Origin of the sequence: Pseudomonas protegens (genome assembly GCF_003363755.1) — a bacterium.
Classification (GTDB): domain Bacteria; phylum Pseudomonadota; class Gammaproteobacteria; order Pseudomonadales; family Pseudomonadaceae; genus Aquipseudomonas; species Aquipseudomonas danubii.
Genome location: NZ_CP031396.1, coordinates 4,304,367 through 4,315,918, shown reverse-complemented (window position 1 = coordinate 4,315,918; position 11,552 = coordinate 4,304,367). Strand labels below are relative to the sequence as shown.

The 11,552-nt window shown below is 63.1% G+C and carries 12 protein-coding genes; 3 read left to right on the top strand and 9 right to left on the bottom strand.

Annotated features, from left to right (window positions below; genetic code table 11):
- Window positions 1-45: 45 nt before the first annotated feature.
- Genes DWF74_RS19455 through DWF74_RS19440 form a run of 4 tightly spaced genes read right to left on the bottom strand, consistent with a single transcriptional unit; the run spans window position 46 to window position 2,316 of the window.
- A complete protein-coding gene (locus tag DWF74_RS19455; RefSeq protein WP_102881942.1) occupies window positions 46-603 on the bottom strand; it encodes a DUF4136 domain-containing protein in 558 nt (185 codons plus the stop codon).
- 41 nt (window positions 604-644) lie between these two features.
- A complete protein-coding gene (locus DWF74_RS19450; RefSeq protein ID WP_102863003.1) occupies window positions 645-1,253 on the bottom strand; it encodes a DUF4136 domain-containing protein in 609 nt (202 codons plus the stop codon).
- An 11-nt stretch (window positions 1,254-1,264) separates the two neighbouring features.
- Entirely contained in the window at window positions 1,265-2,014 is a 750-nt protein-coding gene (locus DWF74_RS19445; RefSeq protein WP_102863002.1) for a methyltransferase, read from the bottom strand.
- Window positions 2,011-2,316, bottom strand: coding sequence for a MazG-like family protein (locus DWF74_RS19440; protein WP_115581519.1), 306 nt, complete (start codon window positions 2,314-2,316; stop codon window positions 2,011-2,013). Before DWF74_RS19440 ends, DWF74_RS19445 begins: the two co-directional genes overlap by 4 nt.
- A 189-nt stretch (window positions 2,317-2,505) precedes the next feature.
- On the opposite strand from DWF74_RS19440, the gene DWF74_RS19435 reads away from it, so the two are divergent.
- Both DWF74_RS19435 and DWF74_RS19430 read left to right on the top strand, forming a co-directional pair.
- Entirely contained in the window at window positions 2,506-2,799 is a 294-nt protein-coding gene (locus DWF74_RS19435; RefSeq protein WP_102863000.1) for a hypothetical protein, read from the top strand.
- Between the two features lie 67 nt (window positions 2,800-2,866).
- Window positions 2,867-4,213 carry an MATE family efflux transporter gene (locus DWF74_RS19430; RefSeq protein WP_115581518.1) on the top strand — a complete coding sequence of 449 codons (1,347 nt, stop codon included), beginning with the start codon at window positions 2,867-2,869 and terminating at the stop codon, window positions 4,211-4,213.
- Here DWF74_RS19430 and DWF74_RS19425 read toward each other — a convergent pair.
- From DWF74_RS19425 to DWF74_RS19405, 5 genes are all read right to left on the bottom strand, one after another.
- Window positions 4,207-5,082 carry an alpha/beta hydrolase gene (locus DWF74_RS19425; RefSeq protein ID WP_102862998.1) on the bottom strand — a complete coding sequence of 292 codons (876 nt, stop codon included), beginning with the start codon at window positions 5,080-5,082 and terminating at the stop codon, window positions 4,207-4,209. The two genes, DWF74_RS19430 and DWF74_RS19425, sit on opposite strands and share 7 nt — an antisense overlap.
- Window positions 5,083-5,256: 174 nt before the next feature.
- Complete coding sequence (gene speA / locus DWF74_RS19420) at window positions 5,257-7,170, bottom strand: arginine decarboxylase (RefSeq protein ID WP_102862997.1); 1,914 nt, start codon at window positions 7,168-7,170, stop codon at window positions 5,257-5,259.
- Window positions 7,171-7,392: 222 nt separating this feature from the next.
- On the bottom strand, window positions 7,393-7,764 hold the full coding sequence (locus DWF74_RS19415) for a translation initiation factor Sui1 (protein ID WP_015634001.1): 372 nt from the start codon (window positions 7,762-7,764) through the stop codon (window positions 7,393-7,395).
- Window positions 7,765-7,965: 201 nt separating this feature from the next.
- Window positions 7,966-8,502: an NUDIX hydrolase gene (locus DWF74_RS19410; RefSeq protein ID WP_092319250.1), complete on the bottom strand. Its 537-nt coding sequence runs from the start codon at window positions 8,500-8,502 to the stop codon at window positions 7,966-7,968.
- A 3-nt stretch (window positions 8,503-8,505) separates the two neighbouring features.
- Complete coding sequence (locus tag DWF74_RS19405) at window positions 8,506-9,573, bottom strand: DUF2333 family protein (protein WP_102862996.1); 1,068 nt, start codon at window positions 9,571-9,573, stop codon at window positions 8,506-8,508.
- Window positions 9,574-9,861: 288 nt separating this feature from the next.
- On the opposite strand from DWF74_RS19405, the gene DWF74_RS19400 reads away from it, so the two are divergent.
- A complete protein-coding gene (locus DWF74_RS19400) occupies window positions 9,862-11,532 on the top strand; it encodes a response regulator (RefSeq protein ID WP_115581517.1) in 1,671 nt (556 codons plus the stop codon).
- Window positions 11,533-11,552 lie beyond the last annotated feature (20 nt).

Genomic DNA, 11,552 nt, shown 5'->3' with positions numbered 1-11,552 from the left:
GTCTGCGGCGCTTGCCAAAACCGGTGCCACTGCCTGGTAAAGGCCTCAGTGCGGCGGGTAGTTCTGCAGGATTCGCATCACCGTAGTACGCACCGCAGTCGTGCGGTCGGCGGGATTGGGCGAGCTGCTGAGCATTTGTTCATCACTGCCACGCCACACCAGCCTGCCGTCCTTACCGTCCAGCAAGTCGATCTGAAGGGTCGCCACCTTGTAGGTGATGTTACGGGTCTCGTTGTACATCGGGCCGCCCCAGTAGCCATTCCATGGGCCACCCCAGCCTCCACCATAGTGGGTGGTGACCTGTTGCTGACGGTCTTCGACGATCAGATACGCCTGGACATTCAGGTCCGCCCGGCTCCCGCCCTGGGCCGGGCGCAGACCCCGCTGGTCCAATTGCTCGGCCACCGCCTGACGGATGCGCTGCTCGGTCAGGTCACTCTTGATGCGCGGATCGTCGGGGCGATATTGCAGGGCGGGTTCTTTCCAGCTCCAGCTGCGGTAGGCGCCAAAGTCCCGGCTGGCGTCAAAGTCATGATTGATCTGGTCAGCAGCGCAAGCACTGAGCAAGGCGGCACACACCAGTAACGCGATTCGATGGAACATGCTGTTTCTCCGCGTGAAGAGCAAAAACGGGCATCGTTCAGCTAACTGGGAGGATAGGCGGCCATGGCCTTTTGCACTGCCTCACGCAGCGAATCGGCACGTTCACTCAGGCTGCCCCTGCTGCTGGTCTCGGCACTGGCGCTCCACACCGGCTGGCCGCTGGCGCCGTCAAACAGATTGACCCGGACCACCACGACCTCCACCTCGTAGGTGCGCACCACCGGCACGCTGCCGTACATGCCGTAACCCGGCCCGTAGCGGTTGTACCCCCCGTACCCGCCATAACCATAATCGTCCCGGACCTGGCGCAGGCGCTTCTCCAGGTGCAGGTCGGCGCTGACCCACAGGTCCGCCGGACGCAGGTCTTGCACCGGTCGCAAACCCTGCTGATCCAGGGCATTGCTGACCGCCTCGGCGATCTGCGCCGAGTCAGCCCAGGCCGAGCCGTTGGGCAGGCGCCCATTGAGCCAGGCCCAGTTGCGGTAGCGCCCATAGTCCCGTTGCGGAGCCGGATAGGCGCTGCGGTCGAAGGTGTTGGCCGCTTGCGGCGGCGCCGGTGGCAGGGGCTTGCTACTGGCGACGTAGGGATTGCTGCCCTGACAGGCGGCAAGCCCGGAACACAGGAAGATCAGACCCAGGCGGCGTTTCATTGCGCACTCCGTTAGACCGGCCGGCACAGCCAATGCAGATAACGCCCAAGCCCGGCAAAACCTGGGTGTCGGCGGTGAGCCAATTCCATCTCCAGCAGATCCGTCAGCTCGGCGCGAGCCTGGAATTCCACCGGCATGTAATCGTGGAAAACCCGCACTCCGCTCTGGGTTTCGACTCGCCACAAGCCCTCAAGTTGCGCCGCCAGCTCGCGCGGATCAAGCGGTTGTTGTGGGGTCAGGCTCTGCTTCTCGCCGGCCATGTCGTTCTTGCGCAGCTTGCGGAAGTGGCCCTTGAGCAGATTGCGATAAACCAGGGCATCGCGGTTATAGAAGGCCAGGGACAGCCAGCCGTCGGCGCTGGTCAGTTGGTGCAGCACCGGCAGGATCGCGTGGGGTTCGGCCAGCCATTCCAATACCGCGTGACAGAGCACCAGGTCGTAGGGCTCGGTGAGCTGCCCCAACAACTCCTGCCAGGGCGCCTGGATGAAGGTCGCCTGCTGACCGGCTTCGGCAAAACGCTGGCGGGCGCCTTCGAGCATCGGCGCGGCGGGCTCGGCCAGCGTCACCTGGTGCCCGTGCTGGGCCAGCCACAGTGACATGTGCCCAAGGCCGGCACCGATATCCAGCACCCGCAGCGGCCGCTCGGGCAGGCTTTCCTTGAGGTCGGCCTGGAGCACCGCAAGGCGGATCGCGCCCTTGGCGCCGCCATAGATCTTCTCGGCGAAACGAGTGGCCAGTTGGTCGAAATGCCGATCGCTCATGAGCAGAACCGCCGTTCGCTGTCCGCCAGCTTGCTGCGCACCACCTGGTCCATGTCCAGTCCCAGTTCACTGCATAGCAACAGCAGGTAGAGGACGATATCGCCTACCTCCTGTCCGGCGTGAGCCAGCTTGTCCGCGGGCAGTTGTCGCGACTGCTCCTCGGTCAGCCACTGGAAGATTTCCACCAGCTCCGCCATCTCGACACTGGCGGCCATGGTCAGGTTCTTCGGGCTGTGAAATTGCCGCCAATCGTTGTGGTCACGAATGGCGTGCAGGCGTTGGGTCAGTTGCTCTAGATTCATCGGGGTCTCCTGAAGGCGTATAGCTTCCGGGGGATAGCCGTGGGACGCAAGAGTGCTTTCGCCGGCCGGTCGGCTCCTACAGAATGAGCGGCCCCGGCAGCTTCTATGCTTAACAGGGAACTCGCTGCGGGCATTCATGGCCCAAGGTTGAGCTCGGGCACCCGCCCCCTCTTTCATCAGGACGCACACATGCAGGTAGAAAGTTTCTTCGAGTGGCTTGGCCAGGCCATAGGTTCGGTCATCCGGTTTATCGTCGACCTGCTCAGCGGGTTGTTCAATACCCTGACCCACGCCGGTGGCAACTTCGTCGACGGACTGTCCCGGGCCCTGGGAATGGACACCTCCATTGTCAGCATCATTGGCCTGATCATCGGCCTGATGTTCCTCTACTCGGCGATCCGCGCCTTCATGCGCGCCTCGATCATCCTCGGCATCATCTGGCTGGTGCTCGGTCTCTGGCTGCTGAGCTGGATCATCCACTGATTCCCTTCTGAAACCTCGGCGCCTCTCGCCGCCGAGGCTACAATGCCGGCTCTCGCAAGGAGCCCGCATGTCCCCCCTGATCACCGATTGGCATCATCGCCCCACCCATCGCCGCGTCTGGGCCCTGGCCGCGCCGATGATCCTGTCGAATATTTCCGTGCCCCTGGTGGCCCTGGTGGACAGCACCGTGATCGGTCACCTGCCCCACGCCCATCAGTTGGGGGCCGTGGCAGTAGGCGCCAGCCTCTATACCTTCCTGGCCTGGGCCATGGGTTTTCTGCGCATGGGGGCCACCGGCTTTGCCGCCCAGGCCGCCGGCCGCGGCGATGGTGCCGCCCTGCGCCAGATCCTCCTCCAGGGCCTGTTGCTGGCCCTGGGCCTGGCACTGCTGCTGGGGGCCATCGGCGTGCCGCTGAGCGGCGCGGCCTTGCACCTGATGCAACCCTCGGCGGGCCTGGACCAGATGACCCGGGCATTTTTCCACACCCGATTGCTGGGCCTGCCAGCGGCCCTGGCCAGCTTCGCCCTGGTGGGCTGGTTCCTCGGCACCCAGAATGCCCGGGCACCGCTGGCCATCCTGCTCATTACCAACCTGGTGAACATCGCACTCAACCTGTGGTTCGTCCTGGGCCTGGACTGGGGCGTGGTGGGCTCGGCCCGGGCCTCGGTGATCGCCGAATGGACCGGGGCATTGATCGGCCTGGCCATGACCCGGCCGGCCCTGCGCGCCTATCCGGGACGGATCGTCTGGGCCGCGCTGCGCCGCTGGCAAAGCTGGCGCCCGCTGCTGGCAGTGAACCGCGACATCTTCATCCGCAGCCTGGCCCTGCAATCGGTGTTTTTCCTGATCACCGTACAAGGCGCCCGCCTCGGGGATGCCACGGTGGCAGCCAACGCTCTGCTGCTCAACGGCCTGTTGCTCACCGCCCATGCCCTGGACGGACTGGCCCACGCGGTGGAAGCCCTGTGCGGCCACGCCATCGGCGCCCACGATCGCCAGGCCCTGCGCCGTTCGCTGGTGGTGGCCGGTGGCTGGTCATTGCTGGCCAGCCTGGGATTCGCACTGATGTTCTTGCTAGGCGGCCACCTGTTCATCGAGATGCAGACCAACATTCCCGAGGTCCGCCAGACCGCCTTCACCTATTTGCCCTACCTTGCCGTACTGCCCCTGATCGCCGTCTGGAGCTACCTGCTGGACGGCCTGTTCATCGGTGCCACCCGAGCCCGGGAAATGCGCAACGGCATGCTCCTCACCGTGCTCCTGCTACTGCCCTTCGCCTGGGGCCTGCAAGGCTTCGGCAACCACGGCCTTTGGCTGACCTTTCTGCTGTTCATGCTCCTGCGCAGCCTGACCCTGGCAGCCTTCGCCTGGCACCTGGAACGACGCGATGGCTGGTTTGCCGGGGCTCACTGAGTCGGCGTCGACTCGACAAAGCCACTGACCCGATCCAGTACCGGCGCCAGCCCACGCAAGGGGCGAGACAGGGCGGCCACCAGCGTGGCGTGGCCAGTGCGGGAGAAATAGAACTCCTGCACCGGTACTCCTGCCGCTCGCAGCTTGCTGGCCAGGCCACCGGTATTACGCTGTGGGTTGACCAGCGAATCATCATCGGACGCTATCAGCAGCGCCGGCGGCGCGCCGCGGCTGACGTGGTTGATCGGCTGCGAGTCCGGCGGCGAATCAGGGTAGAAAAACACCGGGCGCACCTCAGGGTTGCGGATCGGCAGAAAGTCATAGGGCCCGGCCAGGCCGATCCAGCCCTTGATGATCTGCGGCGTAAGCCCGACTTGCCCCAGCAAGCGCGAGTCCAGGGCGAGCATGGCCGCGTTGTAGGCACCAGAACTGTGCCCCATCAGATACAACCGCCGCGGGTCGGCGCCAAACTCGCCGATATGTTCATGGGTCCAGGCCACGGCGCGGGCCGCGTCTTCAAGAAAGGCCGGATAGCGCACCTGTGGATACAGCCGGTAGTCCGCCAGGACCGCCACCATGCCCCGCGAGGCCAGGGCCTCGCCGACAAAGTCGTAGTCGTTGCGCGAGCCGCTGTTCCAACTGCCACCGTAAAAGAACACCACCACCGGTGCACCGGGAACCACCTGCCGGGGCTGATAGACATCCAGCTTCTGCCGTGGATCGCTGCCATAGGCAATGTCCCGGGTCTTGATAAAGGTGCTGTCGGGGGTCAGGGAATTAAGCGCCTTGAGCGGTGAACAGGCCGCCAGCAGGCTAAGCACCAGGGTGCCGAACAGCAGACGCCAGGCGCCTTTCGATGTATTGAGCATCAGCAAGCCTCGTTGCGCCCACCATGGACGCCTCTTTGCAGGCTAGCTGAAATGAAACGGTGCCCCCTCTTCCGTGGCGAACCTGGAAACCGTTCAAAAAAAAGCCGCGCCCTCCATCGCAGGGCGCGGCTTTGTGCCGGGACGGAACAGGCATCACTGGGGATGCCCGGCCCTTCAGGACGACAGGTAGGACGAGCGGGTCAGGCCCAGGCGCAAGGCGTCGAGGAACTGGGTGCGCTCGGCGGCGCTGATCTTGGCGCTGGCCACTTTATCGCGGTAATGAGTCATCAACTCCTCCGGCGACAAGTGCACGTAGCGCAGCATGTCTTCGATGGTGTCGTGGGTCTCGATCCCGGCGTGGTACACGCTGCCATTGGGCCGCTGGTAGATGTTCACCGAGTCGGTGTCGCCGAACAGGTTGTGCATGTCGCCGAGGATTTCCTGGTAGGCGCCCACCAGGAAGATCCCCAGCAGGTAGTCCTCGCCCTCGTTGAGACCATGAACCGGCAGGCTGGTCTCGATGCTCTGCTCGTCGACGTACTGCTTGATCTTGCCGTCGGAGTCGCAGGTCAGGTCTTGCAGCACCGCGCGACGCAGCGGCTCTTCGTCCAGACGGTGCAGCGGCAGGATAGGCAGCACCTGGCCGATGGCCCAGGTGTCCGGCAGGCTCTGGAACACCGAGAAGTTGCAGATGTACTTGTCCGCCAGCTTGTCATTGAGTTCGTCCAGCACCTGGCGGTGGGAACGCTGACGTGCCTTGAGGGAGTTGTGCAGGCGACGGCACACGGCGAAGTAGCACTGCTCGGCCAGGGCTTTTTCGGCCAGGGTCAGCTTGCCGTCGGCATACTGGGCCGCCACGTCGCTCATGTAGTGCGTGGCGCGCCAGTAGGTTTCGGTGACCATCTCGATGTCGGTCGGACCCAGCAGGTCCACCAGCCATTGCACGGTTTCCGGCAGCTCTTCCTTGTTTTCGATCTTCGGCACGTCGTCGTTGTGTTTCTCGACGTCGGTCACCTGCACCACCAGCATGGCGTGGTGGGCGGTCAGGGAACGGCCGCTCTCGGAGAAGATGTGCGGGTGCGGCAGGTTCTGCGCATCGCAGAACTCCTTGAGCATGCCCACCACCACGCCGGCGTAGTCGTCCATGTCGTAGTTGATCGAGCTGGCGTTGCGCGAGTGGGTGCCGTCGTAGTCCACGCCCAGGCCACCGCCGACGTCGATGTGATCCACCGGCAAGCCGAGGTTGCGCAGTTCGCCGTAGTAGCGGATGGCTTCCTTGAAACCGTGCTGGTAGTCCGCCAGGTTGGCGATCTGCGAGCCCATGTGGAAGTGCAGCAGGCGGATGCCCTGGTCCAGGCCGGCGGCGCGGAAGCGCTCCACCACCGACAGCAGCTGCGCCGCCGACAGGCCAAACTTGGATTTCTCGCCGCCGGTGTCGGCCCACTTGCTCGACGCCAGGGACGACAGACGCACCCGCAGGCCCACCTGTGGCTTGACCTTGAGGGAGGCCGCTTCCTCGATCACCAGGCCCACTTCGGACTCTTTCTCGATGACGATGAACACGTTGTGGCCAAGCTTCTGGCCCATCAGCGCCAGGCGAATGAACTCACGGTCCTTGTACCCGTTGCAGACGATGGTGCCGCCCTTGGGCGCCAGGGCCAGGACCGCCAGCAGTTCCGGCTTGGAGCCGGCTTCCAGGCCGATGGAGACGTTCTGGGTGGCGATGATGTTCTCGATCACCGCTTCTTGCTGGTTGACCTTGATCGGGTACAGGGCGGTGTACTTGCTCTGGTATTCCAGGCGCGCGATGTTGGCGTCGAAAGCGCCGGTCAGCTGGCGTACACGGTCCTGGAGGATGTCCGGGAAGCGCACCAGCAAAGGCAGGGACAAGCCGCTCTTGCGCAGCTCCTCGACCTGCTCGAACAGATCGATGGGCAAACTGCTCGGGCCATTCGGGCGAACTTCGACGCGACCGGCGTCATTGATCGCGAAATACCCGGCCCCCCAATGGCGAATCCCGTAGACACTGCGGCTGTCCGCAACGGTCCATTGGCTGCCATCGTCTTTACGTGTGCGTCGTACGGACATCGAAGTCCCCTATAAAGAAGTCATAGAGCGCCGCCCCAATCCGGGGTCGGCGCAGTCTAAAGAATGAAAATGACGATTAGCCTGCAAGCGCAATAGACCGCGCCTGCCGTGCTGAGTTTAGAAACCGTTCATGAACAGGCTCTGTGAAAACCATGGAGACGACACCTGCGTCCTGAGCCAATCAAGACAGCGTCCAGTCAGAGGTGGTTTTCACAGAGGCTGCTAGCCGCCGGACTTCTTCGCCTTGAAACCGTGCTTGACCAGTTCCGCCAAGAGTAGCTCGACATGGTCACCCTGGATTTCAATGACGCCGTCCTTCAAGGCGCCACCGGTGCCACAGCGTTTCTTCAACGTGGTAGCAAGCTCCTTGAGGGCGTCTTCGGCCAGAGGCACGCCGGTGATGGTGGTCACCGTCTTGCCGCCACGGCCCTTGCTCTCGCGACGCACGCGGGCAATGCCGTCGCCGGCCGGAATCACGGTTTGTTTGCAGATACAGGCGGCCACCGGCTGGCTACAGTCCGGGCAATGTCGACCTGCGTCGGTGGAAAACACCAGGCCACCAAGGGCGGCGAAGGATGCGGCTTTTTTGGCCACCGGCAATCCTCTTGGGAGGACAAAGACTGGTCGAAGCACATGGCGGTGCCATCGACCGCGAAGCCCCACTCAGGCAGGGGCAGCGCTACTGAGCCGGGCGCCCTTGTTTAAGAAGCAGCATCGGTTCAGCTTGAAAAGTCGCGCAGTGTAACGGCAAAAAGCCCGGTTGCTAAGAGCCAATCAGCGTCAATTTATGCAACTTTAACGACGTCGGGCCAGATAACGTTGCAAGGCGGCCAGGGAGTCCGGGCAATAGGGCTTTTCGTGGATTTCCCGCAGCACCTGATCCAGGGGAATGAAGTGCGCTTCCAGGACTTCTTCCGGCTGCAAACGCAGCGGACCGTCCCACACGGCAGAGAACGCCGAACACCAGAGACGGTTGCCGGTGTCCTCGAAAAAGAAGTGATCATGGGCAGTCAGTTCGACGCCGCTCACCCCCAGTTCCTCTTCCAGTTCCCGGGCCGCGGATTCGGCATAGCTTTCAGTCGCCAGGACCATGCCACCGGCGGCAACATCCCAATAGCCCGGGTAGATGGCCTTGCTCAGGGTGCGCCGGTGCACGCACAGCTCACCGGCAGAATTGAACAGCATGATGTAGGTGCCACGCCCGATCAGGCCGCGCTCGCGCAGCTCCGAGCGGACCATGGCCCCCAGCAGTTGGTCTTCGCCATCGACCCAGGCTATTTCTTCAGCGTCGGAGGCGGCGCGATGGGCCGCCTCATTGGTGGTCGCAACCATGGATCAGCCTTGATTGAGCAGTTGGCGCAAGTCGATGACCGCTGCGTTGGCTCGGGAAATATAGTTGGCCATGACCAGCGAGTGGTTGGCCAGGACGCCGAAGCCGCTGCCATTGAGAATCATCGGGCTCCAGACCGGTTCCTGGGAGGCCTCCAGTTCGCGGATGATCTGACGCACGCTGACCGTAGCGTTCTTTTTCGCCAGCACGTCGGCGAAGTCCACTTCAATCGCACGCAGCAGGTGCGACAGCGCCCAGGCCTGGCCACGGGCCTCGTAGAAGACGTTATCGATCTGCATCCATGGGGTTTCCACCACTTCTTCATCCACCTGCGGGCCCTGGCCCGGGGCCGGCACTTCGGTTTTCAGTGCGGTGTTGAGCTTGACCCGGCCCACACTGGCCGACAGCCGTTGCGACAGCGAGCCCAGGCGCGTCCCTACATCACCCAGCCAGTTGTTGAGGTTGTCGGCACGGGCATAGAACTGCGCGGTTTTCTGGTTTGGATCGGAGAGGCGAGCCTGGTAGCGGCTAAGGGAATTGATGCCGTCCTGGTACTCGGACTCGCTGGACGGCAGCACCCAGCTCTTGTTGTCGAAGTTGAAGCGCGGTTCGGCCTTGGCCAGGTCGGAGTCTTCAGCGGACTGCGACTGGGAGCGGGCGAAGTCCTTGCGCAAGGCGCGGGTCAGGTCGCGGACCTGGACCAGCACGCCATATTCCCAGCTTGGCATGTTGTCCATCCACAGGCCCGGTGGAAAACGGTCGTTGGAGATATAGCCACCCGGCTTGTCCAGCAAGGTACCGACCACGGTCTTCAGGGTTTCCACGGTGGTGTAGCCCACCACCATCTGCCGGCCTTCCTTCTCGGCAGCGATCTGGGCGTTCTGCTGGACCGGGAACAGCGCAGGTTCCTGACTCCAGTACCAGCCCAGGCCGCCCGTGACCAACAGGTACAGGCCCAGCAAGGTGGCCAGGGCACGACTGAACAGCAGGCCACCGAAATAGCTGCGTGTCGCCGACTTGGGTTCGGCAGCACGATCCGGCGCGCTACCTGCGCGATTCTTCCAATCCAGCATGGCTATGTCCTTTCAATCACTTGGGTTCATCGGTTCGACCACAACCCTACTCCATCGTGCCTTGCCTTGACGGGATATATCTTCCGGCAAATGCGCGCCGCGCAATGATTGCGAATCAGGCGGTCACTATAAATGAAGCACACTCCAGAGCCTATGCGACCAGTGGGTCAGGAACTGAATAACCCCGCCTTGCACATTATTGACGTACGACACTCATGGGACACAAAAGTGGTGCTAGCATAGAGCCACCAGTCGACCTCAGCATGCACCCTACCTAGTAGTCAGGATATGACCGAGCCAGAAGACCCCAGCCGTGAGCGCCTCAAGCACCACTTTGCCCAGCGGGTAATTCATCAGGCACGTCAGATTCTTGAGATATGGCAGCGTCTGCAACGCAGCGAATGGTCCACCACCGACATGTCGGAACTGTGCGAAGCCAACCTGCGCCTGCTGCGTTTCGCTGAACGCTTCGAGCAACCCGAACACACCCAACTGGCCCGCAGCATCAGCCAATCGCTGGAGGCTGTCGATGCCAATCGCGGTCGCCTGAGCAGCAACCTGATCACCGACCTCAATCGCTTGATGCAGCGTTTGTCGCGCACCGGCCTGCGCCACGGCGACCAGTTGGAACAGACCTTCCTGCCGCCGTTGCGCAAACCCATCTACGTGATGTTGCAGGATCACGACCGGGCCGAGCGCCTGGCCAAGCAACTGGAGTTCTTTGGCCTCACAGCCCAGTCCCTGGACAGCATCGCCGCCTTTCGTTCGTCCATGGTCGAGCGTTTGCCCGCGGCCATCGTCATTGATGTGGACTTCTGCGGCCCCGGCATGGGCCTGACCCTGGCAGCCGAAGCCCAGGTCGGCCTGGAGCAGAAACTGCCGCTGCTGTTCTTCAGCCTGCATGAAACCGACACCCCGACTCGCCTGGCGGCAGTACGCGCCGGCGGCCAGGAGTTCCTGACTGGCACCCTGGAAGCTTCCAGCCTGCTGGAAAAGATCGAAGTGCTGACCTGCGTCGCCCAGTACGAGCCTTATAAAGTGCTGATCATCGACGACTCCCGGGCCCAGGCACTGCATACCGAGCGCCTGCTCAACAGCGCCGGGATCGTCACCCGCACCCTGATCGAACCGATCCAGGCCATGGCCGAGCTGGCGGACTTCCAGCCGGACCTGATCATCCTCGACATGTACATGCCGGCCTGCACCGGCACCGAGCTGGCCAAGGTGATCCGCCACAACGACCGTTATGTCAGCGTGCCGATCATCTACCTGTCCGCCGAGGACGACCTGGACAAGCAACTGGACGCCATGAGCGAAGGCGGCGATGACTTCCTCACCAAGCCCATCAAGCCGCGGCACCTGATCACCACCGTGCGCAACCGCGCCGCCCGGGCGCGCAACCTCAAGGCACGGATGGTCCGCGACAGCCTCACCGGCCTGTACAACCACACCCACATTCTGCAACTGCTGGAAGACTGCAGCTTCCGCGCCCGCCGCGAGGGCAAGCCGCTGAGCTTCGCCATGCTCGACATCGACCACTTCAAGCGGGTCAACGACAGCCACGGCCACCCCATGGGCGACCGGGTGATCAAGAGCCTGGCGCTGTTTCTCAAGCAGCGCCTGCGCAAGACCGACTTCATCGGCCGCTACGGCGGCGAAGAGTTTGCCATCGTCATGCCCGACACCGATCAGGACGCCGCCTGCAAGGTTCTGGACGAAATCCGCCAGCGCTTTGCCGAGATCCATTACCCGGCCCAGCCTCAAGACCTGTGGTGCACCTTCAGCGCCGGCGTGGTGGAGATGCAAGAAGACTCCGACAGCCTGCTGATGGCCAGCCAGGCGGACGAGGCGCTGTACCGCGCCAAGCACGGCGGTCGCAACCGAGTGCAGGCCGCACGGCAATCAAGTCAAAGTGCCATCTTTTCATCCGAATCCACAGATTCGGTCATAACCTTGTAATGCAAACGCAATAAATTCAG